Origin of the sequence: Paenarthrobacter sp. C1 (genome assembly GCF_049315185.1) — a bacterium.
Lineage (GTDB): Bacteria > Actinomycetota > Actinomycetes > Actinomycetales > Micrococcaceae > Arthrobacter > Arthrobacter nicotinovorans.
Genome location: NZ_CP186052.1, coordinates 3,067,775 through 3,092,435, shown reverse-complemented (window position 1 = coordinate 3,092,435; position 24,661 = coordinate 3,067,775). Strand labels below are relative to the sequence as shown.

Annotated in this window: 22 protein-coding genes and 1 tRNA gene; 12 read left to right on the top strand and 11 right to left on the bottom strand. The window is 62.9% G+C overall.

Features of this window, described 5'->3' with window-relative positions:
* The first annotated feature begins 108 nt into the window (after positions 1 to 108).
* The 3 genes from ACNAOU_RS14495 (at position 109) to ACNAOU_RS14485 (ending at position 2,991) form a co-directional block, all read left to right on the top strand.
* The gene (locus tag ACNAOU_RS14495) at positions 109 to 1,110 is read left to right on the top strand and encodes a metal ABC transporter solute-binding protein, Zn/Mn family (RefSeq protein WP_422757124.1); all 1,002 of its coding nucleotides are present in this window, start codon (positions 109 to 111) and stop codon (positions 1,108 to 1,110) included.
* Positions 1,111 to 1,266: 156 nt separating this feature from the next.
* Complete coding sequence (locus ACNAOU_RS14490; RefSeq protein ID WP_193589753.1) at positions 1,267 to 2,100, top strand: metal ABC transporter ATP-binding protein; 834 nt, start codon at positions 1,267 to 1,269, stop codon at positions 2,098 to 2,100.
* Positions 2,101 to 2,991 (top strand): metal ABC transporter permease, encoded by an 891-nt coding sequence (locus tag ACNAOU_RS14485; RefSeq protein ID WP_018776376.1) that lies wholly within the window; start codon positions 2,101 to 2,103, stop codon positions 2,989 to 2,991.
* On the opposite strand, the gene ACNAOU_RS14480 is transcribed toward ACNAOU_RS14485, so the two are convergent.
* A complete protein-coding gene (locus tag ACNAOU_RS14480) occupies positions 2,988 to 3,455 on the bottom strand; it encodes a Fur family transcriptional regulator (RefSeq protein WP_018776375.1) in 468 nt (155 codons plus the stop codon). The genes ACNAOU_RS14485 and ACNAOU_RS14480 overlap by 4 nt on opposite strands.
* Positions 3,456 to 3,549: 94 nt before the next feature.
* On the opposite strand from ACNAOU_RS14480, the gene ACNAOU_RS14475 reads away from it, so the two are divergent.
* Positions 3,550 to 4,203, top strand: coding sequence for an MBL fold metallo-hydrolase (locus ACNAOU_RS14475; protein WP_193589751.1), 654 nt, complete (start codon positions 3,550 to 3,552; stop codon positions 4,201 to 4,203).
* Here the strand turns inward: ACNAOU_RS14475 and ACNAOU_RS14470 are convergent.
* The gene (locus ACNAOU_RS14470) at positions 4,200 to 5,282 is read right to left on the bottom strand and encodes a PLP-dependent cysteine synthase family protein (protein WP_039242076.1); all 1,083 of its coding nucleotides are present in this window, start codon (positions 5,280 to 5,282) and stop codon (positions 4,200 to 4,202) included. The two genes, ACNAOU_RS14475 and ACNAOU_RS14470, sit on opposite strands and share 4 nt — an antisense overlap.
* Positions 5,283 to 5,352: 70 nt before the next feature.
* On the opposite strand from ACNAOU_RS14470, the gene ACNAOU_RS14465 reads away from it, so the two are divergent.
* Genes ACNAOU_RS14465 through ACNAOU_RS14455 form a run of 3 tightly spaced genes read left to right on the top strand, consistent with a single transcriptional unit; the run spans position 5,353 to position 7,828 of the window.
* The gene (locus ACNAOU_RS14465; protein ID WP_422757123.1) at positions 5,353 to 6,252 is read left to right on the top strand and encodes a sulfurtransferase; all 900 of its coding nucleotides are present in this window, start codon (positions 5,353 to 5,355) and stop codon (positions 6,250 to 6,252) included.
* Positions 6,249 to 7,403, top strand: coding sequence for an NAD(P)-dependent alcohol dehydrogenase (locus tag ACNAOU_RS14460; protein ID WP_039242072.1), 1,155 nt, complete (start codon positions 6,249 to 6,251; stop codon positions 7,401 to 7,403). Before ACNAOU_RS14465 ends, ACNAOU_RS14460 begins: the two co-directional genes overlap by 4 nt.
* Entirely contained in the window at positions 7,400 to 7,828 is a 429-nt protein-coding gene (locus ACNAOU_RS14455) for an HIT family protein (RefSeq protein WP_018776370.1), read from the top strand. Before ACNAOU_RS14460 ends, ACNAOU_RS14455 begins: the two co-directional genes overlap by 4 nt.
* A gap of 62 nt (positions 7,829 to 7,890) precedes the next feature.
* On the opposite strand, the gene hrpA is transcribed toward ACNAOU_RS14455, so the two are convergent.
* From hrpA to ACNAOU_RS14440, 3 genes are all read right to left on the bottom strand, one after another.
* On the bottom strand, positions 7,891 to 11,823 hold the full coding sequence (gene hrpA, locus ACNAOU_RS14450) for an ATP-dependent RNA helicase HrpA (protein WP_422757122.1): 3,933 nt from the start codon (positions 11,821 to 11,823) through the stop codon (positions 7,891 to 7,893).
* 13 nt (positions 11,824 to 11,836) lie between these two features.
* On the bottom strand, positions 11,837 to 12,841 hold the full coding sequence (locus ACNAOU_RS14445) for a helix-turn-helix transcriptional regulator (RefSeq protein ID WP_018776368.1): 1,005 nt from the start codon (positions 12,839 to 12,841) through the stop codon (positions 11,837 to 11,839).
* 145 nt (positions 12,842 to 12,986) lie between these two features.
* Positions 12,987 to 13,157: a hypothetical protein gene (locus tag ACNAOU_RS14440; protein WP_018776367.1), complete on the bottom strand. Its 171-nt coding sequence runs from the start codon at positions 13,155 to 13,157 to the stop codon at positions 12,987 to 12,989.
* An 81-nt stretch (positions 13,158 to 13,238) separates the two neighbouring features.
* On the opposite strand from ACNAOU_RS14440, the gene ACNAOU_RS14435 reads away from it, so the two are divergent.
* A complete protein-coding gene (locus ACNAOU_RS14435; protein WP_422757121.1) occupies positions 13,239 to 14,207 on the top strand; it encodes a GlxA family transcriptional regulator in 969 nt (322 codons plus the stop codon).
* A gap of 16 nt (positions 14,208 to 14,223) precedes the next feature.
* Here the strand turns inward: ACNAOU_RS14435 and ACNAOU_RS14430 are convergent, their stop codons facing one another.
* The 6 genes from ACNAOU_RS14430 to ACNAOU_RS14405 form a co-directional block, all read right to left on the bottom strand.
* Positions 14,224 to 14,526 (bottom strand): protealysin inhibitor emfourin, encoded by a 303-nt coding sequence (locus tag ACNAOU_RS14430; protein ID WP_026266931.1) that lies wholly within the window; start codon positions 14,524 to 14,526, stop codon positions 14,224 to 14,226.
* A gap of 80 nt (positions 14,527 to 14,606) precedes the next feature.
* Entirely contained in the window at positions 14,607 to 15,647 is a 1,041-nt protein-coding gene (locus tag ACNAOU_RS14425; protein ID WP_018776364.1) for a M4 family metallopeptidase, read from the bottom strand.
* Positions 15,648 to 15,804: 157 nt separating this feature from the next.
* Positions 15,805 to 15,877: transfer RNA gene (locus ACNAOU_RS14420), tRNA-Arg, on the bottom strand.
* A gap of 135 nt (positions 15,878 to 16,012) precedes the next feature.
* Complete coding sequence (locus tag ACNAOU_RS14415; protein WP_422757120.1) at positions 16,013 to 17,515, bottom strand: FAD-dependent oxidoreductase; 1,503 nt, start codon at positions 17,513 to 17,515, stop codon at positions 16,013 to 16,015.
* On the bottom strand, positions 17,512 to 18,384 hold the full coding sequence (locus tag ACNAOU_RS14410; RefSeq protein WP_422757119.1) for an FAD:protein FMN transferase: 873 nt from the start codon (positions 18,382 to 18,384) through the stop codon (positions 17,512 to 17,514). The genes ACNAOU_RS14415 and ACNAOU_RS14410 overlap by 4 nt, the downstream gene beginning before the upstream one ends.
* 5 nt (positions 18,385 to 18,389) lie before the next feature.
* On the bottom strand, positions 18,390 to 18,875 hold the full coding sequence (locus ACNAOU_RS14405; RefSeq protein ID WP_039242062.1) for an FMN-binding protein: 486 nt from the start codon (positions 18,873 to 18,875) through the stop codon (positions 18,390 to 18,392).
* 246 nt (positions 18,876 to 19,121) lie between these two features.
* Here ACNAOU_RS14405 and argS point away from each other — a divergent pair, with 246 nt between their 5' ends.
* The 4 genes from argS to thrC are packed head-to-tail and all read left to right on the top strand — an operon-like array spanning position 19,122 to position 24,661.
* Positions 19,122 to 20,771, top strand: a complete 1,650-nt coding sequence (gene argS, locus ACNAOU_RS14400; protein ID WP_306877036.1) for an arginine--tRNA ligase — start codon at positions 19,122 to 19,124, stop codon at positions 20,769 to 20,771.
* Between the two features lie 4 nt (positions 20,772 to 20,775).
* The gene (gene lysA / locus ACNAOU_RS14395; protein WP_422757118.1) at positions 20,776 to 22,248 is read left to right on the top strand and encodes a diaminopimelate decarboxylase; all 1,473 of its coding nucleotides are present in this window, start codon (positions 20,776 to 20,778) and stop codon (positions 22,246 to 22,248) included.
* Entirely contained in the window at positions 22,241 to 23,557 is a 1,317-nt protein-coding gene (locus tag ACNAOU_RS14390) for a homoserine dehydrogenase (RefSeq protein WP_039242059.1), read from the top strand. Before lysA ends, ACNAOU_RS14390 begins: the two co-directional genes overlap by 8 nt.
* Positions 23,558 to 24,661 carry a threonine synthase gene (thrC, locus tag ACNAOU_RS14385; protein ID WP_018776356.1) on the top strand — a complete coding sequence of 368 codons (1,104 nt, stop codon included), beginning with the start codon at positions 23,558 to 23,560 and terminating at the stop codon, positions 24,659 to 24,661. It abuts the gene before it with no gap.

Sequence of the window (24,661 nt, the reverse complement as noted above, 5' to 3'; positions counted from 1 at the left end):
AGAGCTTGGAGTGCGGGCGGGCATCGATTTTTCAATCGATGCCCGCCTTTCGCTAAATAGGAATCATTCCCAATTAGGGCTACACTGGGATCTGCCCAGTAATTGTGTTTGATTCTCATTTTGAGTAGATCCGAGGTTTACGTGCGTCGTTACGCCGCCCGCCTGTCCGTAGCCGCTTCCGCAGGACTGGCCGCGCTCCTGCTGTCCTCCTGCGCCGGAACGGCCGGAGCTAACAGTCCTTCGGCTTCCGGGGCCATCGAAGTTGTCACGTCCACCAACGTCTACGGCGACATTGTGAAAGCAATCGGCGGAGACAAGGTGAACGTCAACGCCATCATCACCAAGACCAGCCAGGATCCTCATTCCTATGAGGCCAGTGCCCAGGACAAGCTGGTGATCTCCAAAGCCAAGCTCGTGGTGGAGAACGGCGGGGGCTATGACGAATTCCTGCACAAAATTGCCGATGAAACCAAAATCGGCCATGAGAACATGATCAGCGCCGTCGAAATTTCAGGGCTCGCCCCCGAAGGGGAAAGCCACAGCGAAGAGGCCCACTCCGAGGACGGCCACACGCATAACCACGGCGAGTTCAACGAGCACGTTTGGTACAACCTGGACGCCATGGGCAAGCTCGCCGATGCCGTGGCAAGCAAGCTCGGCAGCCTGGACGCGGACTCGGCCGCGACCTTTACGGGCAACGCAGACGCCTTCAAAGCCAAGCTCACTGAACTGACCGGAAAGCTCGACGCCGTGAAGGCTGCGGACGGGCACGCTCCCGTGGCGATCACGGAGCCTGTGCCGCTGTACCTCCTGGAAGCCGCGGGCCTTGAGAACAAGACCCCGGAAGCCTACAGCGCTGCTGTGGAAGAGGGCACGGACGTTCCGCCCGCCGTCATGAAGGAAACCACTGATCTTCTCAGTGTCGGTTCGGTCCGTTTCCTGGCCTATAACGAGCAGACTGCCGGTCCTCAGACCGAAACTGTCAAACGGGCAGCCGAGGCTGCCGGCGTGCCGGTTTTGAATTTCACTGAAACGCTGCCCGAGGGCAAGGACTATGTCCAATGGATGACCGACAATGTGGAATCGGTTTCATCCGCACTGAAGAAGTAGGCGTTTCCGGCTCCGGCAATGCGGTTAAGGGCCCCGCTGGCGTCCTAAGATGTTCAGGATGGCTGCGGGGCCTTTTGCCTGCCGCCACCGCCGCCGGTAGCGCCCCCACCCGGACGCCAGGCAGCGGCCCCCAACAAACTACGTTCACAGCAGCGTATGGATCGAGGACAACCTTTGACACCCGTAGTGAGCCTCCGCGGAGCCAGCCTGCAGTTCGGCAAGAGGACACTCTGGAGGGACCTCGACCTCGACATAAACCCGGGTGAGTTCTTCGCCGTCCTCGGCCCGAACGGGAGCGGCAAGACCAGCTTCCTCAAGGTCCTCCTGGGATTGCAGGAACTGCACTCCGGAACCGTGTCCCTGGGTGGGCATCCGGTGGAACGGGGCAGCAAGCGGATCGGCTACATTCCGCAGCAGAAGTCCTTCGCGCCGGATACACCCTTGCGCGCACGGGACTTGGTGGGCCTGGGCATCGACGGACATCGCTGGGGTATCCGGTTGTCGTCCGGCAAGGTCAACCAGCGCATCGACGAGTTGTTGGAACTGGTAGGAGCGTCGGACTACGCCAAGGTGCCGGTCGGGCAGCTCTCCGGAGGCGAACAGCAACGGCTGAGGGTTGCCCAGGCGCTGGCCACTGAACCGCAGGTCCTGCTCTGCGACGAGCCTCTTCTCTCCCTTGATCTTCACCACCAGCAGGGCGTCAGCTCGTTGATCAACCAGCAATGCCACGAGCGGAACAGCGCCGTGGTCTTCGTGACGCACGAAATCAATCCCGTGATCGACTACGTGGACCGCGTGCTCTATCTGGCCGGTGGCCAGTTCCGGGTCGGAACGCCGCAGGAGGTCATGACTACGGAAGTCTTGTCCGAACTGTACGACAGCCATGTGGAGGTCATCCACACCAACGGGAGGATCGTCGTCGTCGGTCTGCCGGACGCCACCACGCACTTCCATGACGACGCCCACGCAAGTGCAGGGGAGGACCTCTAAGTGGATCTGGACACCATTCTGCAGACCATCTTCAACTTCGAGAACTACGGCGAACTGCTGGTCCTCGTCCAGAACTCGCTCTGGGCCGGTGCCGTACTGGGACTCCTGGGCGGTCTGGTTGGGACGTTCGTGATGAAACGGGATTTGGCCTTCGCCGTCCACGGCATCTCCGAGCTCTCCTTTGCCGGGGCGGCCTTCGCGCTTCTGATCGGAGCCGATATCATCTTCGGTTCCCTGATCGGTTCGGTGGCGGCCGCCGTCCTGCTCGGCTTCATGGGTGTCAGGGCGCGGGACAAGAACTCAATCATCGGCGTCATCATGCCCTTTGGCTTGGGCCTGGGAATTCTGTTCCTGGCACTGTATGAAGGCCGGGCTGCCAACAAGTTCGGACTGCTGACCGGACAGATTGTCTCGGTGGATACCGTTCAGCTGCAGGCGTTGGCGGGAACCGCGGTGGTAGTGATGATCGCCTTGCTCGCCATCTGGCGTCCCCTGAGCTTTGCCAGCGTCGACCCGGAAATGGCTGAAGCCCGGGGTGTTCCCGTGCGCGGCCTGGCGATCGGCTTCATGGTGCTGCTGGGCATCAGTGTTGCCCTGTCCATCCAGATAGTCGGTGCGCTGCTTGTCCTCGCGCTGCTGATTACGCCGGCAGCGGCGGCGTTGCGTGTGACCACCTCACCCAAGCTGGTGGTGGTCCTGAGTGTAGCCTTCGCGTTGACGGCCACTGTGGGCGGCATTCTGCTGGCCCTCGGCAGCCGCATCCCCATCAGCCCGTATGTGACGACGTTGTCTTTCCTGATTTACGTGGTGTGCCGGATTATTGGCCGGGTGCGGAGCAACCGCGGCCTGAACGGCCGGGTCACGCGGGACCAGCCGGCCGGGGCTCTCTAGAGTTTTCCTGCGGCCTTTTTGGCGGTGCACTCGGGGCACAGACCAAAGATCTCCACTGTGTGGGCTACTTCGGTGAAGCCGTGTTCAGTAGCCGTGCGTGCTGCCCAGGTCTCGACGGCGGGTGCCTCCACCTCGACGGCCTTGCCGCAGTTCCGGCACAGAAGGTGGTGGTGGTGGCCCGTGACGGCGCAGCGACGGTAGACGGCCTCACCCTCACCATTTCGGAGGACGTCGATGAGGCCATCATCGGCCAGGGACTGGAGAATGCGGTAGGCGGTAGCCAAGGACACCGAAATGCCCTTGTTCTGCATCAGGCGGTACAGCTCCTGGGTGCTGACGAAGTCATCCAATTCGTCCAACGCTGCACTCACGGCCAAGCGCTGCTTGGTGACGCGCTGCTCCTTGACGCCGCCGGTGACCGGCCCGGCCGGGCCCGTAGTGGCGGAATTGGTGCCGTGTGGCATGAAAAGGCTCATTTCCGTGGGGATGCTGGCAAACTTCGATTTTACCAGCAGCGGCTGCTTGGAAACTCTCAGCGGCCGCCCCTAGGCTGGCCTCATGATGCTCACCAAGTACACCCACGCCTGTGTCCGGTTGGAGAAGGAAGGAAAAGTCCTGGTGATTGATCCCGGGACGTTCTCCGAATCCGCCGAAGCGTTGAACGGAGCTGACGCCGTGCTGGTAACGCACGAGCACAACGACCACCTCGACAGCCCGGAGGTCATCAAAGCTTTGCGGAGCAATCCTGACCTGGTGGTCCATGCGCCGGCCAGGGTAGCTGCCGCACTGCAGGAAGAAAGTGACATCGCCGACCGCGTGCACTCCGTCGACCCCGGTTCATCCTTTGACGTCGCCGGTTTCAGCATCCGGACTTTCGGCGGACAGCACGCCCTCATCCATGCCCAGATCCCGGTGGTGGCAAATATCGGCTACCTTGTGGACGACAACGTGTTCCACCCCGGAGACTCCTTCGTGGTCCCGGACGGGATCGAAGTCAAAACACTGCTGGTCCCCATCCACGCCCCGTGGTCCAAGATCGGCGAGGTTGTGGACTTCGTCATTTCCGTCCGCGCCCCCAGGGCCTTCCCGGTCCACGACGGCCTGCTCAACGAACTCGGGCGTGGCGTCGTCGAGGGTCATGTAACGCGGATCGGTGCACGGTACGGCACCAGCTACACGCGGCTCGCGCCCCGGGAGTCGGTAGAGGTCTAGCCGGGCCACACTCCTGTGTCGTGGAACCGGTCCAGCACTTTCTCGTGTGGAGCCGGATCCAGGCCATGGGCCGCGAGCCACCCGGCGTCGTAATAGCTGCCAACATAACGGTCGCCGCCGTCGCACATGAGTGAAACGATGCTGCCTTTGCGTCCTTCGGCCACCATCCGGGCGACCAGCTGCCAGACACCCCACAAGTTGGTGCCTGTGGAAGGGCCAGCGTGAAGCCCGGTCAGTTTGCGGAGGTGGCGCATGGCCGCGACGGATGCGGCGTCGGGCACCTGGATCATGTGGTCGATGACGGCCGGAACAAAACTTGGTTCCGAGCGGGGCCGGCCGATGCCCTCGATGCGGGAAGGCAGACCGGACGCTGCCGCCGCGTTGCCGTCCCGCCACGCAGGGTAGAAGGCCGAGTTTTCCGGGTCCACCACCGCCAGGCGTGTGGGGTAACGGTTGTAGCGAAGGTATCGGCCGATGGTTGCGCTGGTCCCGCCTGTGCCTGCTCCGACAACGATCCATTCGGGCACCGGGTGCTCTTCGAGGGCAAGCTGTTCGAAGATCGATTCTGCGATGTTGTTGTTGCCACGCCAGTCCGTTGCCCGCTCGGCGTACGTGAACTGGTCCATGTAGTGGCCGCCGGACGTCCGTGCGGTCTCTTCGGCAACGGCGTAGACCTCCGATGCATGGTCCACGAGCAAGCATGAGCCGCCAAAGTCCTCAATGAGGGCGATTTTCTCCGGACTGGTGGTTTTGGTCATCACGGCGATGAAGGGCAGGCCGATCAACCGGGCAAAGTACGCCTCAGAGACGGCCGTGCTGCCGCTGGACGCTTCCACAATGGTGGTGCCCTCGGTAATCCAGCCGTTGACGAGGCCATAGAGGAACAACGACCTCGCCAGGCGGTGCTTCAGGCTGCCCGAGCGGTGCGTGGACTCATCCTTGAGGTACAGCTGCACGCCCCAGTGTTCCGGCAGGGGCACCGCGTACAGATGCGTGTCCGCCGAGCGGTTGTTTTCGGCCTCGATGGTGCGGATGGCCTCGCTGGCCCAGGTCCGGTCCTGAATACACGAATTGCTCACCGGATAAGCCTAGGCTGGAAACGTGGTTCCGGCAGCAACGGGGCCATCACCCCCGGACGAAGGAGAACCCATGGCCACCCTGATGACTGCCACTGAGCTGCACCGGCGCCTTGAATCGGGAGAGCGGACCGTACTCCTGGATGTGAGGTGGGTCCTTGGCCGGACAGACGGGCACGCGAACTACCTTGAGGCCCATCTTCCGGCGGCGGTCTTCGTGGACCTCCCGACGGAACTTGCGGACCATGCCGCTCCAGGACGCGGGCGCCATCCTTTGCCCTCGCCGGACCGCTTCCAGGAGGCGGCCCGCCGTTGGGGGATCAACGACGGCGACACGGTGGTTGCGTACGACGACAGCGGCAGCATGGCCGCCGCCCGGGCGTGGTGGATGCTCCGCAACGCGGGGGTGGACTCCGTTTACCTCCTCGACGGCGGCCTGTCCTCCTGGCGCTCACACGGCTACGCCCTGGAAGCCGGCGAGGCGCGTCCCGCCGTCGGGAATGTCTCCCTGGGCGATGGCCTAATGCCGTCCATTACTGAGCAGGAAGCGGCGGAGTGGAGCCGCGATGGAGTGTTGTTGGATGCCCGGGCAGGGGAGCGGTACAGAGGCGAGGTGGAGCCCATCGATCCCCGGGCCGGGCACATTCCCGGTGCCTTCAGCGCGCCTACCACGCAGAACGTTTCGGAGGCGGGCACCTTCCTTCCTGCCGAAGAGCTGCGGCGCCGGTTCGAGGCGTTGGGTTTGGACACATCATCCAGGGTTGCTGTGTACTGTGGTTCCGGCGTCACCGCCTCCCACGAGATCGCTGCCCTGGAAATTGCAGGCTTCAGCGCGGCCTTGTTCCCCGGTTCGTTTTCGCAATGGTCGAACAACGGGGCGAATGAGGTAGTGGTCGGAGAGGGTCCTTATGGTGACGCTGCCGACGGCCCAAGTAGCATGAGCCGGTCCGACGGGAGTAGCGTCGAAGCATGAATCCTGGACGTCCTGTTCCCCCGCCCCTCGCGAAGACCATCTCTTTGGACACTGCCGGTTCCGAGCCCTCCACTGGAGTGTTGGCTGCGGCATATGGCGCCACTTCGCCGGTTAGCGGACTCGTGCCCCTGACAGTGGCCCGCCGCGAGCCTGGTGAAGACGACGTGGAGATCGCCATCGAATTCTGCGGCCTGTGCCACTCTGACGTGCACGCAACACGGGGAGAATGGCGGCAGCCCCCGTATCCGCTGGTTCCCGGTCACGAAATTGTTGGCAGCGTGACCAGGGTGGGATCCGCCGTGGAGGACTTCGCGGTCGGAGACCGTGTTGGCGTGGGTTGCATGGTGGACTCGTGCCGTGAATGCGACAGCTGCCTTGAAGGACTGGAGCAGTACTGCGAGCGCGGCAACGTGGGCACCTACGGCGCAGCCGATCCCCGCCACGAAGACGCCGTCACCCAGGGTGGATACTCGACGGCGGTGGTGGTGGACAAGCGCTTCGTGCTCCGAGTGCCCGGGAACTTGGACCCTGCTGCGGCAGCTCCGCTTTTGTGTGCCGGGATTACCACCTACTCGCCCTTGAGGTACTTCGATGTTGAAGAAGGCGACTCCGTTGGAGTGGTGGGGTTGGGCGGCCTGGGCCATATGGCGGTCAAGCTCGCCAAAGCCATGGGCGCGGAAGTCACGGTGTTCACCACCTCCGAGTCGAAGTTTGACGCAGCCCGGGAACTTGGCGCGGACCACGTGGTGCTGTCCAAGGACGCCGACGCGATGGAGGCTGCCAACCGCAGCATCGACGTCATTATTGATACCGTCGCCGCTCCGCACGACCTCAACCCCTACTTCCGTACGCTTCGGCTGGACGGTGCACTCTTCCAACTCGGGCTTCCTGCCGACGACATGCCCCCGGTCAGCCCCGGCCTGCTTATCCGTCGCCGCCTCGCCTACGCCGGTTCCTTGATTGGCGGCATCGAGGAAACGCAGGAAATGCTGGACTTCTGTGCCGAGCACGGAGTGGCCAGCGACATCGAGATTGTTGGCGCCGGGCAGTTGAATGAGGCCTACGACCGCATGGTGGCCGGCGACGTGAAGTACCGTTTTGTGCTGGATACCGCAACACTTCAGGAACCCTCCGAAAGGGCAGACGCATGAGCACATTGTTTACCAGGATCATCAACGGGGAGATCCCGGGCCGCTTCGTGTGGAAAGACGAGGAAGTGGTGGCTTTCCTGACCATAGCCCCCATTACCCAGGGCCACACCCTGGTGGTTCCGCGTGAGGAAGTGGACTCCTGGACGCATGCCACGCCGGAGCTTCTGGCCAAGGTCATGGATGTCGCCCAGAGCATCGGCAAGGTGCAGGAAGGGCTCTTCGACGCCAAGCGCGTTGGCGTCCTGATGGAGGGTTTTGAAGTGGACCACCTGCATGTCCACGTCTGGCCTGCGTATTCCACAGCAGATTTTGAGATCCACAATGTCGATCACAACCCGGACCCTGCGGTGATGGACGCGACGGCCGTAAAGCTGCGTTCCGCGCTGCGTTCAGCCGGACACGGAGACGCTGTCCCGGAAGACTGACTCCGCGTTCTTCTTAACCCGGCGGTGCTGTACACGCACCGCCGGGTTTTTTGTGCTTCGGGTTACGCCGGGGCCAGTGCCTGGTTGAGGACCGTGCGGATGCGTTTCTCCGAAACGGAATAGGCCGTGCCGAGTTCGACCGCGAAGAGGCTCACCCGCAGCTCCTCGATCATCCAGCGCACCCGGGTTAACTCAGCACCCGCCCGCCGTCCCGGGAGCAGCGCCGACACGGCGTCGTCGTAGTCATCCTCCAGCGCCTGCACGATGCCCATGTTCAGGCTGTCCCGCTGCACGTTGCCTGGAAGTTTCTCCAGCCGCTTCTCAATGGCCTGCAGGTACCGTGGCAGCTGGCTGAGCTGGGCGTAGCCCGTCTGTGCCACAAAACCGGGGAAGACCAATTGCTCCAACTGGCTCTTCATGTCATTGAGGGCGCTGATGAGCGGCAGGCTGGCGTTGGACTTCAGCGCTTTCTGGATGCGCCGCGTACTGGCCAGGATGCGTTCGACGACGGCCGTCACCGTGAAAACGGTGTCGATCAGTTCTGCCCTGACTACCTCATAGAGAGCATCGAAGGACTCCCTGTCCCATGGCAGTTCCTGGGGTACGAGTTTGTCGATCGCAGCCAATGCGCAGTCCGCAATCAGGGCGCTCACCGAACCGTGGGGGTTCTGGCTGAAGGTGAGCTTTTCGGTGTTGCTCAGGTGTTCGAGCACATAGCGGTCCGGAGAAGGAATCCGCAGGGCCAGCAACCGGATTACGCCGCTTCGCATGGCGGCTTCCTGCTCTGCCTTGCTTTGGAACACCCGCAGGGCCACTGACTTCCCCTCGTCCATCAGGGCGGGGAACCCCGTGACGGCATGCCCCTTCACAGCACGGCTGACCTGGCGATCCACGGTGCCGAAATCCCACTCGGTGATGCCGGTCCGTTCGGCTACCGTTCCTTCGCCAGGTGCCGGGGCTCCGGCTGGTGGCGCGGCTTGGCTGGCCGTTCCCTTGCCACTGGGGGTCCGCAGCGTGGTTGCCGGCGTGGCACCCAGTGATTCGGCGATGGCGCGGCGCGTGGCCGGTGCCAGTTTTTCCTGCAGTTCAGCGAGGTCCTTGCCCTCGTCCAGGACCTTCCCCTTGCTGTCCACCACTTTGAAGCTGACGCGCAAATGCGGAGGTACCGCATCCCAGTTCCACGAGCCGGGCGGAATGATGTGCCCCCTGAGCCGGCGCAGGACCAACTCCAGGGAAGGCTCCAGCTCGTCGACGGCGGGATCGAAGTCCGCTTCCAACGCCGCGGTGGCTTGCCTGGCCACATCCGGTGCCGGGACGAAGTTTTTCCGTACCTGCTTTGGAAGGGATTTGATGAGCGCCGTGACGAGCTCAACCCGCTGGCCGGGAATCTGCCAGCGGAACGGGGCATCGTCCAGCTGGTTGAGGAAAAGTACCGGAACTTCAGCGGTAACGCCGTCGGAAGGATTGGGAGCGGATCCGGGTGCCACAGGGTGGAACTCGTAGCTCAGGGGAAGCTCGAAGCCCTTGTGAAGCCACGTTTTGGGATACGCGGAGTCATCCAGCGCCTCGGCGTCTTCGCTCATCAACAGCGATTGATCGAAGTCCAGCAAATGGGGATCCGACTGCCGGGCATCCTTCCACCACTTATCGAAGTGCCTCTCGGAGACCACGTCCTTGCCCACGCGTGCGTCATAGAACTCGAAGAGAGTCTGGTCGTCAACCAGGATGTCGCGCCGTCGCATGCGGGTTTCGAGCTCTTCTATTTCCTGCAGGAGTGCCCGGTTGCGATGGAAGAACTTGTGGTGGGTCTTCCATTCGCCTTCCACAAGCGCGTGCCGGATAAACAACTCGCGGGAGAGCTCCGGATCGATGCGTCCGTAATTTACCCGGCGGTTCGGAATGATGGGCACTCCGTAGAGCGTGACCTTTTCGTGGGCCAGTACCGCACCCTGGCGGGAGGACCAGTGCGGCTCGCTGTAAGTTCGCTTCACCAGATCAGGGGCCACCTGCTCGGCCCATAAGGGATCGAACTTGGCAGCAACGCGAGCCCACAACCTGCTGGTCTCCACCAATTCTGCGGCCATGACGAAAGTGGGTGACTTCTTGAACAGCGCCGAACCGGGGAAGATCGCAAAACGGCTTCCGCGTGCCCCGGCATATTCGCGCTTGCGCTCATCGAGCAGGCCAATGTGGCTGAGCAGCCCGGATAGCAGGCTGATGTGGATGCCCTCGTAGTTCCCCACGGGGTCGGCTTCGCGTTTGTTATCCAGCGCGATGCCCAGGGGCTTGGCCAGCTGCCGGAGTTGTGTGAAAAGGTCCTGCCATTCGCGCACGCGCAGGTAGTTGATGAACTCGTTGCGGCACAGTTTGCGGAACTGAGTGGAGGACAGCTCGCGCTGCTTCTCCTGGATGTAGTTCCAGAGGTTGAGGAATCCGGTGAAGTCCGAGATATCGTCGCGGAAACGGGCATGCTTTTCCGCGGCGAGCTGCTGCTTGTCCGTTGGCCGTCCACGCGGATCCTGGATGGTCAGCGCGGCGGCGAGGATCATGACTTCGCGGACGCATCCGCGCTTTCCTGCTTCCACGATCATCCGGCCAAGCCGGGGATCGACAGGAAGCTGGGCGAGTTTCTGCCCGACGGCGGTCAGTCCACCGCCGCTTCGGCCGTTGCCGCGGGCGTCGGCGGACTTCGCCGGGCTTAAGGCGCCGAGTTCGCGCAGCAGGGTCACGCCGTCGTTGATGGCCCTGGTCTCCGGGGGTTCCACAAACGGGAAGTTCTCCACGTCCTTGGGTCCGCGGGCAACACCCATGGCAGTCATCTGCAGGATGACAGCGGCGAGGTTGGTCCGGAGGATCTCGGGATCCGTAAACTGCGGACGTGATTCGAAATCCTCTTCCGAATACAAGCGGATCGCGATGCCCTCCGACACGCGGCCGCAACGGCCTGAACGCTGGTTGGCCGATGCCTGGGAGACCCGCTCGATGGGCAGGCGTTGGACCTTGGTGCGGTGCGAATAGCGCGAGATGCGTGCCGTGCCGGTGTCGATCACGTACTTGATACCCGGGACAGTAAGCGAGGTTTCGGCCACGTTGGTGGCCAGAATGATGCGACGTTTACCCCCGGGATTGAAGACCCGGTGCTGTTCCTGGAGGCTCAACCGGGCAAAGAGGGGAAGGACTTCGGTGCCTGCAAGGCGCCGGTTGCTTTGGATGCGGCCGTTGATGGCCTCGGCGGCGTCGCGGATTTCACGCTCGCCGGAGAAGAAGATGAGAATGTCTCCCGGTGCTTCCTTGGCGAGCTCGTCCACGGCATCGCAGACGGCGTCAAGGGGATCGCGGTCTTCTTCGAGTTCGTCGTCCGAGGTCTCGTCATCAGCGTCCGCAGGCTGTGTAAGCGGGCGGTAGCGGATCTCCACCGGGTAGGTGCGGCCGGAGACCTCGATGATGGGTGCAGGCTCTTCATCACTGCCGAAGTGTTTGGCGAAGCGCTGGGGATCAATGGTTGCCGAGGTAATGATGATCTTCAGGTCCGGACGCTGCGGCAGGATGCGCTTGAGGTAACCCAGGATGAAGTCGATGTTGAGGCTTCGCTCGTGGGCCTCGTCAATGATGATGGTGCTGTATTTCCTGAGCAGTTTGTCCCGTTGGATTTCGGCGAGCAGGATGCCGTCAGTCATCAGCTTGATCTTGGTGGAGGCGCTGACCTCGCCGGTGAAACGGACCTGGAAGCCCACTTCCTGGCCGATTTCGACGTCCAGTTCGGAGGCGATGCGTTCGGCCACTGTGCGGGCCGCCAGACGGCGCGGCTGGGTATGGCCGATCAGGCCCTTGTCACCGAGGCCGAGTTCGAGGCACATCTTGGGGATCTGCGTGGTCTTGCCCGAGCCGGTCTCGCCGGCAATGATGGTCACTTGGTTTGCGGCAATGGCCGCCATCAGATCCTCGCGGCGCTCGGAGACGGGCAGCTCTGCGGGGTAGGAAATTTGAAGTGTCATGGCTGCTGCCAGTCTACTGTGGCCGGGGTTCGGCGTCCGCAGCGACAGCTCCGCTGTTTGTTTCAGGCCCGGCGGCGGCACTGAGCCGGTGCGAGAGGTGCCGTGCAAATGACCGGAATTCCTCCGGCTCGAGAATCTCGAAGTCCAGGTCCAGGGCAGCGAGGTAGGCTGCCGGCGCCGCCAGGTTGTCCCATCCGGACCGCAGGATCGTTGCTTCCGCTCCGTCGGCCGTCAGCGTCGCGTACTGGGAACTGACGACGGCGGCGACCTCGGCGAGCGGGGCGCGGAGGCGCACAACGACGTCGAACCTGTAGGGGGAGCGGGTAATGGATTGCTGGACGTAGGCCGCCAGGTCCTCCGCCGGCAATGGACGGGGCGCGTACTTCTTCCGCTCGGTCGGCAGCGAGGCAAACCGGTCGGCCCTGAACGTTCGCCAATCCTCGCGTTCCACGTCCCAGGCAACCAGGTACCAGCGCCGTCCCGTGTCCACCAACCTGTAGGGTTCGACCAGCCGGCGTGAAGCGTCGCCATCGGACTTGACGTAATCAAAGGAGATCTGGCGCCGATCCGATATTGCCGCCGAGACAACGGTCAGTTGTTGGGGATCGACGCTGGCAGCGTTGCTGGGAAGCGTTGTGACGGCGGCCTTGAGCATGGCGAATTTGGGGCGGAGCCGGGAGGGAAGGACCTGCTCCACTTTTGCCAAAGCGCGGACGGACGCTTCGCCGATCCCTGCCACAGGCCCCGCAGCCACGGAGTTGAGGCCCAGTGCCACGGCCAAGGCCTCGTTGTCGTCCAGGAGCAATGGCGGCAATTGGGCGCCGGCCCCCAGTTGGTACCCGCCGGCAATGCCGGGGGAGGCATGTATGGGGTATCCGAGATTACGCAACTTGTCGATGTCCCGACGCACAGTACGTTCAGTGACTCCCATGCGGTGGGCAAGGGCGGGGCCTGTCCATTCCCGGCGGACCTGCAACAGTGACAACAGCTGCAGGAGCCGGGCGGAGGTTTGGATCATGCAAGTGAATCTAGCCCATGCGCCACGGTGCGGCGGCCAGGCATACAGAAGGGCGCCCGCCGGTCAAAGGATCTCTGCAGTAATCCTTGGACTGGCGGGCGCCGATTGTAGATGTCGGGCTGACCTTGCAGTGGGCTGGCATGACCTAGTAGATGCGTGGATTCCAGTACGGGGCGCTGGGTGCCTCGAAGGCGCTCCAGGGTTCCCTTGACGTGACAGGAGGGTTGTGGCCGCGTCCGTCTTTCAGCAGGGCTGAGATGGTGGCTGCGACGGCGGTGATGAGGACGATGAAGAGGATGATTCCGAAGATTTCCATGTCTCCAGATTGCTCCTGTGCAGGCGCAAGAAACAGTGGCAGAAATGCCCCATTTAGATAATTTTCTGCCACACTGGAAGTATGTTGAAAACAGTCGCAGTGATCGTGGTTCCGGACTTCTCCGTGTTCGAGTTCGGCACGGCCTTCGAGGTTTTCGGGATCGACAGATCGGACCGCGGGGCTGGAGTTCCGGCCTTTGACTTCCGTGTCGTTACCCCGGAGCCGGGGGACGTCCGCATGAAGTCCGGACTCTCCCTGCACGTCAACCTTGGCCTTGAGGCGGCGGCCGATGCCGACCTCGTGATCATGGCGCCGTTTGGCCGGGATAAAGTCGTCCCTGAATCCGTCCTCGAAGCCTTGCGGGCGGCGCATGCCAGGGGAGCGTGGGTGATGTCCATTTGCTCAGGAGCATATGCGCTTGCCCGGGCAGGACTGCTGGACGGGCGGCGTTGTACTACGCACTGGCACTATTCCCGGGACCTGGCCAGCCGGTATCCATCCGTGATCGTGGATGAGAACGTCCTCTATGTACAGGACGGCACCATCATCACCAGTGCAGGCACTGCAGCGGGCATTGACGCTTGCCTGCACCTTGTCCGCGTGGAGCTTGGCGCCAACGTGGCCGCCGCCATCGCCCGCGATATGGTGGTACCGCCGCACCGCGACGGCGGGCAGGCCCAGTTCATCGACCGGCCGATGCCGACGTGCGGATCGGCGCCCATGGAAGCGCTGTTGCGGTGGATGGTGGAACACCTTGACGAGGAACACAGCGTCAACGAACTGGCAGCACGGCTTCACATGTCACCACGCACATTCGCCCGGCGCTTCCGGGCCGAAACCGGGACCACGCCCGCGGCGTGGCTGAATTCCCAGCGGGTGCTCCGGGCACAGGAACTGTTGGAAACCACAGAGCTGAACATTGACGAAGTCGCCCGCGAAGCCGGATTCGGGCATTCGGTCCTGCTGCGGCACCATTTCGCCAAAGTGCTCGACACGAGTCCGCAGAGCTACCGCCGGGCTTTTCGAGGGCAACTGGCCGAAGCCATCTGACGGCGTCAAGTGCTGGCTAACGGCGCCGGCCGGTGGTTCCCCGCGACTCGGAGCCCTCGGCTTTGGCGCACTCGATCAGTTCCTGCCACGGTCCGGTCACGGCACGGTCCGGCAGGGTGGCGCGGTGCTGTCCGGCCCGGATCGAGTACATGAAGCGGTCCGGTTCATTGACCGCCCGGGCCTGGCCCTTGGCTTCATCCCAGGGGCAGGCCTCGACAATCGGAAGCCATCGCTCCTTCTCATCCGGGGATACGGCTTCCACACTCCAGACACGTGTCATCGCGGCGATTCCTCCACTGCGTTGAACCGTAATTTTCATGACTGGCGGCTTCTCGTTCTACCCCTGCGACGTCAGCCCGTGGGCGGTCCGGATGCAGCGCGTCCGGTCCCGCCTCGTGACTAAACCTTGACCTTCACAGTGTCCCACGCCTTCCGGACGGCGTCATGCTCCGGTGATCCGCTGCCGAAGAGTTCCTCGGCCGTGGCCAGTGTCGTCCTGGCGAACTTCCCGAAAGTGCACGTAGCAGGGAGTGCCCCGCTGGTCAGGGTCCCGTACCAAATCTGGCCCGGTGCCTCCCAGGCCTTGCCGCCGAGTTCTGCTGCCACCAGATAGAAGGCCCGGTTTGGAATGCCCGAGTTGATGTGCACGCCTCCGTTGTCCGCACTCGTGCGGACGTAGCTGTCCATCGAGTCCGGCTGCGGGTCCTTGCCCAGGATGTCGTCGTCGTACGCGGTACCGGGAGCCTTCATGGAGCGGAGGGCTGCTCCCTGGACCTGCTCGGTGAACAAACCCTGTCCAATCAACCAACTGGCCTGCTCCACGGACTCCTGTTTGATGTACTGCTCCACCAGGACGCCGAAAACGTCCGACATCGACTCATTGAGCGCGCCGGCCTGGTTGCGGTAGGCCAGGTTGGCTGTGTACTGCGTGACCCCATGGGCCAGTTCGTGTCCGATGACGCTGACGGATTTTGTGAACCTCTGGAAGATTTGTCCGTCCCCGTCTCCGAAAACCATTTGGCTGCCGTTCCAGAAGGCATTGTCGTAGAGCTTTCCGTAATGGACAGTGGCATCCAGCGGCAGTCCGGCATCGTCAATGGAATCCCGCCCAAAAACTTCACCGTACAAACGGTGCGTTCCACCAAGTCCGTCATATGCTTCGTCAGCCGCGGCGTCCCCGACGGGGGCAGCGCCTTCCTTGCGAACCAGCTGACCGGGAAGATCCTCAGTGGTGAGGGCATCGAAGATGGTCCGCTTGGGCGGCCCTGGCTTGGCCTGCCGTGCGCTGGGCGGTGCCGCGGGAACCGGAGCGGTCCGGATGGCCTGCAGGCCCTTGATGTGCAGCAGGGATTCCTTGGCTGCACGGGCAACCGCCCGGAGCCGGGGTTCGTTCTGGGCAGCAATCCTGCGAAGCATGTACGGCGGGACGATGGAACACATCACGGCAAACCCCTTTTGCTATCGGAAAGACCAACTGGGATCAGCCTAGGAGCAAGGCCGGACAATTTTGCGGCATGGTCCCGGCAAGCCCGTAAGTGATAGTCGGTAGCCGGCATGCAGAAAACCCCGCCAGCAGGACTGGCGGGGTTTTCGTTTGTGCCCTCGATAGGATTCGAACCTACGGCCTTCTGCTCCGGAGGCAGACGCTCTATCCCCTGAGCTACGAGGGCATCCAGGGTATCCCTCCGTTGCCGGTGGGACGTCCTAGAGCTTAGCAGCCACGGCACCGCAAATGAAAACTGCAACACGGGCCCACATCCGGCCCGTTGTGAGTCCCACCATCAGCGGGAGCCGCCCGCGTCGCTTCAGTACCCGGCGAACGAGTCAACATGGACCCGTCGGGCGCCTGCACCGCGTGCCGCGGACCGCAGGGAATCAACGCTGGCGGGTGAGCCGGAGACGAATACTTCCCTGTCGGCGATGTCCGGAACCAGTTCCTTCAGGCGCGCTGCATCGATTCTGGAAGTGCCGGCGTCGCGCATGAACTCCGGGGGAGTGGAACCGTCGGCGAGCCGGGCAATCACGGTAGCTCCTGAGGCTTCCAGCTGTTCCACCCATGCCAGCTCGTCCCGGCTCTTCGCCAGATACAGCACCACGGTGTCGCGGGCGGTGCCGTCGGCCGCCAGTTGCGACAAGAAAGGCGTAATCCCGATACCTGCGGCCATCAACAGGACCGGTTTGCCGGCGTCGTGCGGGAGAAGAAAGTCCCCACCAACGGCAGTGGCGGAAACGGTTTCCCCTGGCCGAAGGGCAAGCAATGCTTTCTTGGCGCTCGACAAAGGCTCGGCGGTACCCACGCCAAAAGTCACTTCAGGCGCACCGGGAGCGCTGGTGATGCTGAAAATCCGACGTCGGCCCCTGCCGTCCGAACGCGAATGCGGCAGGTTCAGCTCCATGAACTGGCCTGCGTCAAAACGTACCGGCCGCGCCGGTTCGAAACGGAATTCCGTGCTCCCGGGCGTCAAGACGCGTGATTCCTTGAACGTCAGTTCCACCCCGCCCCGTTGGCCCAGGAAGAAAGCGATGAGATTGCCCAGCAGCAGCGCCAGTTCCGGGGAATTGGCCACGAACCCGAAGTTGTAAGGAACCGCAAAGACAACACCCACGACGGCGGCAAGCGCCAGCTGCTGCCAGCGGCGGGGAGGAAGGGTGAGCGGCTCGGACAGCATGAAGCCCACGAAGAACAGAAGGGGCCGTTGGGCCAGGGTCTGCCACAAAGCCTGCCCGAAGGTCATGCTCCGGTTCAGGAGCTCAAGGGTGATGATCCCGCTTGCCACCACGAGGAACACAGTGGCCATGAGCAGCTTGCGGGTACGGTACAGGACCAGCAGAACGCCCGGCACCAGCAACCACAGCATCGCCGGGGTTGCCGCCCACCACGTAGCAATATTCAAGCCGGTCAGGCCGGTGATGAATGCGCCAGCGGCGGCCGGATTGAAGATGTGCCTGCCGCGAAAGGCCAAAGCGTACTTGGACACGCTCGCCAATACGCATGCCAGCGCCACACCGGCCATGTCGGTGAGCCCAAAAGCGGGCCAGAACAGGAAGTAGAGGAGCAAAGCCGTGATGAGTGAAGACTCCGTGTGTGGTCTGACACGGAATACGACGGCGAGCAAACGGTTCGATCCATACGTAACGCCCAAGCACAGGAGCAGGTGGACCAGCATCTCCAGCAGGCCGAAGGTCAGCCACCCCAGCACGTTGAGGATCATGCTGTACACCACCAGCACCCCGAGGACCCACAGGATCAAGCGGTACATGGTGAAGCGGCCCAACCAGGTGTCAACGCGGGACTTGGCAGCAATCATGTGAACAGTCTCCCCTCAAAACCCGACGAAAACGCGGCACTGCCCGTCGAAGAGACCCTGAGCCACGAGAACTCGAATTCCTTCTCAAGCGGTGCAGGATCCACCATGAACAATGCCGTGGCCAACCCGTCCGCGACCAGGGCGCTCGCCGCCATGGTCCACGTGGCCACTGTGGTGCGGACCGGCTTGCCGGTGGTGCCGTCCAGGACATGGTGCAGGCCGTCGTCCCATGCCCGGCGGTTGGCCGCCGAAGCGCACAGCGCCGCGTTGTCCAACTCGACGGTCCCAATGGCCTGTCGTGGGTTGTAAGGATGTTCCAGCGCGACACTGACGGGATGGGCCCCCGAATGAAGCATGTCGCCGCTGCCATCCACCAGGAAATCATCGATGCCCGCTCCCCGGAGTATCCCTCCCAACAGGTCCACCAGCTGGCCTTTTCCGGCCGCGCCGATGTCCACCACCAAGGGTTCCCTGGCGGTCATCGTCGTGCCTGTCCACTCAAGGACGTCCTCCCAACGGGGTGGTGCCTGGGCTGCTCCCGTCGGGATGAGGGAGTAGCTGGCGTCGTAACCCAGCCTTTCCAGGCTGCTTCCAATAAGAGGGGTCATGGCCCCGTCGCTCAAGCGGTAGGCCGTGGCATACAGTTCCTGAAGCCCGGTGGCGTGGTCCGGCAACGTGATGCTGCCCGGACCGCGGGAGAGGCGGGCCACCAAGGAATCGGCCCTGAAACGCGACCACGTCATGTCGTACGCTTCGACAGCGGCAAGCAACTCCCCGGTGAGAACGGGAGCCAGCTGATCCGGCGTCGAAATTTCCCACCGTGTGCCGATCCCGTCGAAGCTGAAGTTGCTCCAGCCCGGATGCGGCATGACCGCTACTTGGCCTGCGACTTGATCTGCTCGAGGGCATCATTGAACCCCCCGGACGTGAGGGAAGAACCGGCCACCTTGGACACCTTCAGTTCGTCCACGTCCTTCCCTACAATCTGTGCCGCGATGCCACTGGCAAACTCACCTTGGAATTTCTTGGTGTTGGGGTTGGAGGGGTGGACTGTGATGTTCACCGCTGAGACCTTATCGGCGGCCAGTGTCAGTTCCACGCCCACTGTTTCCTGCCCATTCGGTGACGTGTAGGTTCCATCCGCACTGTAGGTACCGTCCTTGTAGGTGGTAGCTCCGGTGGTAGCGATGGCGGACGAGCCTGTGGGCGAAGGGCTGCCTGTCGAGGCCTGGCCGCCCTCCTGGGTGGCCGGCGCTTGGGTGGCAGGCGCTTGGGTGCTGGGCGCGCATCCAGCGGCTGTTCCCGCGATGGAGAGGCCGGCAATGCCAACATAGATGCTCTTGCGGAGTGGCGTAGTCATGATTCTGCTCGTTTCAACTGGACAAGTTCAACCGGAAGTATGTCGTCGTGGGGCTCGTGGTCATGGCACTGGCAGGCCCCGGATGAGGGGCGCGGCCGGCGTCCATGTTCTTCACAACGTTGAAATCAGCGTAATGGTTCAGTCTGTGGCGGCTGCCTGCGGTCCCTGTGCGCCGGCTGTGTCCGGATTGTCCACATACGGGCCCACCAATTCCGCGTCTTTGCGGGCCACCGGTAGGCTAGATCCGTGACTCCCGATGAACTCTCTGCTGCCATATCCGCCTGCCTTAAGGTCGCTGTCTCCACTGGCGAAATCGCCCTGACGGAATCTGCTGTGCCCGACGCCGTACGCGTGGAGCGACCCAAGAACCGGGACCATGGTGATTGGGCCACCAACATCGCCCTGCAGCTGTCCAAGCAGGCCGGGATGAATCCCCGCGAATTTGCAGGCATCCTGAGCAACCATCTCCAGGGCATCCCCGGCGTCGCCGGCGTGGAAATCGCCGGACCGGGCTTCCTGAACATCACCGTGGATGCCGCTACGGCCGGAACCCTTGCCAAGACAATCGTTGAGGCCGGATCCGCCTACGGCACCAACCAGGCGCTCGCGGGCCGCGTCGTCAACATGGAGTTCGTCTCCGCAAACCCCACGGGTCCGCTGCACATTGGCCACACCCGCTGGGCGGCGCTAGGTGACGCCATTGCCCGTGTCCTGCGTGCATCAGGTGCTGACGTCACGGCCGAGTACTACATCAATGACGCCGGTTCGCAGATGAACGTCTTCGCCAACTCCGTGCTTTCCCGCCTTCATGGCAGGGGTGTTCCCGAGGGCGGATACCCGGGCGAGTACATCCGCGAGCTTGGCGACGAGGTCCTGAAGGCACACCCGGACATTCGCGAACTGACGGATGAAGCCGCCCTGCCGGTCATTCGGGCTGCTGCTTACGAGGCCCAGATGGCGGATATCAAAACCACCTTGGCTGAGTTCGGCGTGGAGTTTGATGTCTTCTTCTCCGAAAAGGAACTGCACGACGCCGGAGCGATCGAGTCCGCCGTTGCGCGCCTTCGCGAGCAGGGGCATGTCTACGACGACGGAGGCGCCGTCTGGCTGCGCACCACCGACTTTGGTGACGACAAAGACCGCGTCATGATCCGTGCCAATGGCGAACCGACCTACTTCGCCGCCGACGCTGCCTACTACCTGTCCAAAAAGGACCGCGGATTTACCGAAAAGATCTATCTCCTCGGCGCCGACCACCACGGATACATCAACCGGCTGAAGGCGATTGCGGCCTGCGCAGGCGACGACCCCGAGGTCAATATCGAGGTCCTCATTGGACAGCTCGTCTCCGTGAACGGTGCCAAGCTGTCCAAGCGCGCCGGCAACATCATCGAGCTCAAGGACCTCATTTCCTGGCTTGGCAAGGATGCGGTGCGTTACTCCCTGGCACGCTTCCCGGCCGACTCTCCGCTGACCTTGGATCCGGAACTGCTTAAGAAGAACTCCAACGAGAACCCCGTGTTCTATGTGCAGTACGCGCATGCCCGCTCACGTGGCACTGCCCGCAACGCGATCGAGGCCGGTGTGGACCGTTCCGTGTTCGATGCCTCGCTCCTGGACCACGCAACCGAGAACGAACTGCTCTCTTACCTGGGCAGCTACCCGTCGATCGTGGCCAAGGCCGCCGAGCTCCGTGAGCCCCACAGGGTGGCCCGCCACCTCGAGGTCATCGCCGGCGCCTACCACCGCTGGTACGACGCGTGCCGTGTGTCGCCGCAGGGCGACGAGCCTGTCCAGGACGTGAACCGGACACGCTTGTGGTTGAACGACGCTACCAGCCAGGTACTTGCCAACGGACTCGAACTGCTCGGTGTTTCGGCGCCGGAACGGATGTAGCGAAATGACCACAGAATTCAGCAACGCTTCTTCTCTTGCACCGGAATGGTTGGCCCTCCCGGAAGACCTCAACGCCCTTCAGCCGTCCATGTGGGCGGCCGGGGTGGCGAAGAATGGCGCCGGTGAAGTCGCCATCGACGGTGTTTCGGTCAAGGAACTCAAGGAACAGTTCGGGACTCCGCTCTTCGTCATGAGCGAGTCGGATTTCCGTTCACGGGCCCGGGCCTTCAAAGACGCTTTCGATGCTGCATTCGCAGACATCTGTGGGGGAGTGGATGTCTACTACGCCGGCAAATCGTTCCTGTGCACGGCAGTAGCCAGCTGGGTGGCAGAGGAAGGCCTTCGACTGGACACCTGCTCCGGCGGTGAGCTCGCCGTTGCTGCCCGCGCCGGGATCGAGGGACGGAATCTCGGCCTGCACGGCAACAACAAGTCGGACGCGGAGATCAACCGCGCGCTGGACATGCACGTTGGCAGGATCGTGGTGGACAGCCTCGACGAGCTGGAACGCGTAGCCAAGATCGCCTCCAGCCGCGGCGAAACCGCCAAAGTCATGCTGCGCCTTACTCCTGGTGTGCATGCCCATACGCATGAATTCATTGCAACGGCCCACGAGGACCAGAAATTCGGCCTCTCCATGGCCGAAGACTCCACTGAGGAAGCCGGCCTGTCCGCTGCCGAGGAAGCGGTGGCAGCTGCGACGTCCTATCCGGGAATTGAGCTCCTGGGCCTGCATTGCCACATCGGCTCGCAAATCTTCGAGCCTGACGGTTTTGCCGTGGCAGGAGAAAAGCTTCTGCGGTTCCTTGCCGCGATGCAGAGCAAGTACTCCATCGTCCTGCCTGAACTTGACCTCGGCGGTGGCTATGGAATCGCTTACACCCCGGTGGACACTCCGCGTCCGCCGGCCGAGATCGCGCAGGCGATGGCCGCCGTCGTGCGTTCCACCTGCGCCGAACTGGGGATAACCTCGCCCCGCATCTCAATTGAACCGGGACGGGCGATCGTGGGCAGCACCACGTTTACCCTCTACGAAGTAGGCACCCTCAAAACGGTCCGCGTGGATGCTCCCGGCGTTGACGCAGGGCAGGAGAACGTTACGTATCCGCGCCGCTATGTGTCGGTGGACGGTGGAATGAGCGATAACGCCCGTCCGGTGCTGTACGACGCGGATTATTCGGCGATTTTGGCCTCCCGTGATTCCACCGCGGCTCCGCAGCTGTCCCGAGTAGTGGGCAAACATTGCGAGAGCGGCGACATAGTTGTTAGAGATGTATATCTGCCCGCGGACGTGGCAGCCGGTGATTTGCTCGCAGTACCGGGTACCGGCGCCTACTGCTGGGCCCTCTCCAGCAACTACAACTACCTGGCCCGGCCTGGCGTTGTCGCTGTACGCGACGGAGCCGCCAGGTTGATCGTCCGCGGCGAAACCGAAGAAGATCTCTTGAACCGCGACATGGGAGTGGCGAATGTCTGAAGTGCGAACCTTGAAAGTGGCCCTGCTGGGCTGTGGCAACGTTGGGGCCCAGGTCGCGCGGATTCTGATTGACGACGCCGAGGCACTTGCCGCCCGCAGCGGTGCACGCCTGGAACTGTCCGGTATCGCTGTCCGCACCATCGATTCCCCGCGCGACGTCGAACTGCCGCGCGAGTTGTTCACCACTGACGCCGACACTCTGGTCAAGGACGCCGACCTGGTCATCGAACTCATGGGCGGAATCGAGCCTGCCCGTTCGTTGATCCTCACCGCGATCCAGAACGGCGCCTGCGTGGTCACCGGCAACAAGGCCCTGCTTGCACAGGACGGACCCACCCTCTACGAAGAGGCCGATAAAGCCGGAGTGCAGCTGTCCTACGAGGCCGCCGTCGCCGGCGCCATCCCCATCCTTCGTCCCATCCGCGACAGCCTGTCCGGGGACCGGATCACCCGCGTGCTGGGCATCGTCAACGGCACCACCAACTTCATCCTCGACCAGATGGACAGCACCGGTGCGCAGTTCGCTGACGCCCTCGCCGAAGCCCAGCGACTGGGCTACGCCGAAGCGGACCCGACAGCGGACGTTGAAGGGCATGATGCCGCAGCGAAGGCTGCCATCCTTGCATCGCTTTCGTTCCACACACGCTTCTCCCTGGACGATGTCTACTGCGAAGGCATCACCAAGGTCAGCGCCGAAGACATCGCCTCGGCCAAAGAAGCCGGCTTCGTCATCAAGCTTCTCGCGATCGCCGAGAAGATCGACTCTTCGGACCACGGCAGTGGCATCTCGGTGCGGGTCCACCCCACGCTGCTCCCGCGTGAGCATCCGCTGGCGGCTGTCCGTGGAGCCTTCAACGCAGTGTTCATCGAGGCCGAAAACGCCGGCGAACTGATGTTCTATGGCCAGGGCGCCGGGGGAACACCAACAGCATCCGCTGTGCTCGGCGATCTCGTTTCCGCCGCCCGCCGCCTGGTTCTGGGCGGTCCCGGCCGTACCGAGACCACCACCGGCCACGTTCCGGCGCTCACCATTGACGCCTCCGATACGAGCTACTACATCGGCTTGGATGTCGCTGACCAGGCAGGCGTGCTTGCCCGGATTGCCCATATCTTTGCGGAAAACGGCGTTTCCATCGAAATCATGCGTCAAACGATCCACCGCGACTCTGCCTCGAATGTTGAGTCGGCCGAGCTGAAGATCGTGACGCACCGTGCATCCGAAGCTGCACTCGCAGCAACCGTTGCGGCCGTCAAGGGCCTCGACGTCATCAATTCCGTCACATCCGTACTGCGGGTAGAAGGGGTCTAAGTGGCTCACCAATGGCGCGGAGTAATCCGCGAGTATGCTGATCGTTTGCCCGTAACGGAAGCCACGAAGGTCATCACCCTCGGCGAGGGCGGCACTCCGCTGGTTCACGCGCAAAAACTGTCGGAGCTGACCGGTTCAGAGGTCTACCTCAAAGTCGAAGGCATGAACCCGACGGGCTCCTTCAAGGACCGCGGCATGACCATGGCCATGACGGCTGCTGTCGAGGCCGGCGCCAAAGCCGTAGTTTGCGCCTCCACGGGAAACACCTCCGCATCGGCCGCTGCCTACGCCACGGCCGCGGGTCTGAAGTGTGCGGTGCTTGTTCCTGAAGGCAAGATTTCCATGGGCAAGCTGAGCCAGGCCATCGCCCACGGTGCCACGTTGCTGCAGGTCGATGGCAACTTCGACAACTGCCTCGACATCGCCCGCAAACTCGGTGAGTCCTACCCCGTCTTCCTGGTGAACTCGGTCAATCCCGCCCGCATCCAGGGCCAGAAGACCGGTGCCTTCGAAGTTGTGGATTCTTTGGGCGACGCCCCGGACATCCACGTTCTTCCCGTCGGCAACGCAGGAAACATCAGCGCGTACTGGAAGGGCTACAAGGAGTACGCCGCGCCGTTCGAGACCTCCAACGGGACCCTTCCGGCCGTTTCCACCAAGACTCCCACCATGTGGGGCTTCCAGGCCGCCGGCGCAGCCCCCTTCGTTGCCGGCCACCCCATCACAGAGCCTGACACGATCGCAACTGCCATCCGCATCGGCAACCCCGCTTCGTGGGAGACGGCCGTGGCCGCACGCGACGAATCAGGCGGTCTTATTGAAGCCGTCACCGATGACGAGATCCTGGACGCCCACCGCTGGTTGTCTTCCAAGGAAGGCGTCTTCGTCGAGCCCGGCTCGGCTGCCGGCGTCGCCGGCTTGATCAAGAAGCACGCGGCAGGCCAGGTACCGTCGGGCAAGACCATCGTCATCACTGTCACCGGGCACGGACTCAAAGATCCCCAGTGGGCTCTCCGGACCGAAGACGGCAGTGAAGTCCAGCCGGTCAAGGTGCCGAACGACGTCGTCACCGTTGCAGCAGAACTGGGACTGGAAGAAAACTAA

What these genes read in the sequence shown, in the direction of transcription:
- ACNAOU_RS14490 (WP_193589753.1), top strand. Translation starts at nt 1,267, where the DNA reads ATGGATCGAGGACAACCTTTGACACCCGTAGTGAGCCTCCGCGGAGCC.
- ACNAOU_RS14480 (WP_018776375.1), bottom strand. Translation starts at nt 3,455, where the DNA reads ATGCCACACGGCACCAATTCCGCCACTACGGGCCCGGCCGGGCCGGTC.
- ACNAOU_RS14475 (WP_193589751.1), top strand. Translation starts at nt 3,550, where the DNA reads ATGATGCTCACCAAGTACACCCACGCCTGTGTCCGGTTGGAGAAGGAA.
- ACNAOU_RS14465 (WP_422757123.1), top strand. Translation starts at nt 5,353, where the DNA reads ATGGCCACCCTGATGACTGCCACTGAGCTGCACCGGCGCCTTGAATCG.
- ACNAOU_RS14460 (WP_039242072.1), top strand. Translation starts at nt 6,249, where the DNA reads ATGAATCCTGGACGTCCTGTTCCCCCGCCCCTCGCGAAGACCATCTCT.
- ACNAOU_RS14455 (WP_018776370.1), top strand. Translation starts at nt 7,400, where the DNA reads ATGAGCACATTGTTTACCAGGATCATCAACGGGGAGATCCCGGGCCGC.
- hrpA (WP_422757122.1), bottom strand. Translation starts at nt 11,823, where the DNA reads ATGACACTTCAAATTTCCTACCCCGCAGAGCTGCCCGTCTCCGAGCGC.
- ACNAOU_RS14445 (WP_018776368.1), bottom strand. Translation starts at nt 12,841, where the DNA reads ATGATCCAAACCTCCGCCCGGCTCCTGCAGCTGTTGTCACTGTTGCAG.
- ACNAOU_RS14440 (WP_018776367.1), bottom strand. Translation starts at nt 13,157, where the DNA reads ATGGAAATCTTCGGAATCATCCTCTTCATCGTCCTCATCACCGCCGTC.
- ACNAOU_RS14435 (WP_422757121.1), top strand. Translation starts at nt 13,239, where the DNA reads ATGTTGAAAACAGTCGCAGTGATCGTGGTTCCGGACTTCTCCGTGTTC.
- ACNAOU_RS14430 (WP_026266931.1), bottom strand. Translation starts at nt 14,526, where the DNA reads ATGAAAATTACGGTTCAACGCAGTGGAGGAATCGCCGCGATGACACGT.
- ACNAOU_RS14425 (WP_018776364.1), bottom strand. Translation starts at nt 15,647, where the DNA reads ATGTGTTCCATCGTCCCGCCGTACATGCTTCGCAGGATTGCTGCCCAG.
- ACNAOU_RS14415 (WP_422757120.1), bottom strand. Translation starts at nt 17,515, where the DNA reads ATGATTGCTGCCAAGTCCCGCGTTGACACCTGGTTGGGCCGCTTCACC.
- ACNAOU_RS14410 (WP_422757119.1), bottom strand. Translation starts at nt 18,384, where the DNA reads ATGCCGCATCCGGGCTGGAGCAACTTCAGCTTCGACGGGATCGGCACA.
- ACNAOU_RS14405 (WP_039242062.1), bottom strand. Translation starts at nt 18,875, where the DNA reads ATGACTACGCCACTCCGCAAGAGCATCTATGTTGGCATTGCCGGCCTC.
- lysA (WP_422757118.1), top strand. Translation starts at nt 20,776, where the DNA reads ATGACCACAGAATTCAGCAACGCTTCTTCTCTTGCACCGGAATGGTTG.
- ACNAOU_RS14390 (WP_039242059.1), top strand. Translation starts at nt 22,241, where the DNA reads ATGTCTGAAGTGCGAACCTTGAAAGTGGCCCTGCTGGGCTGTGGCAAC.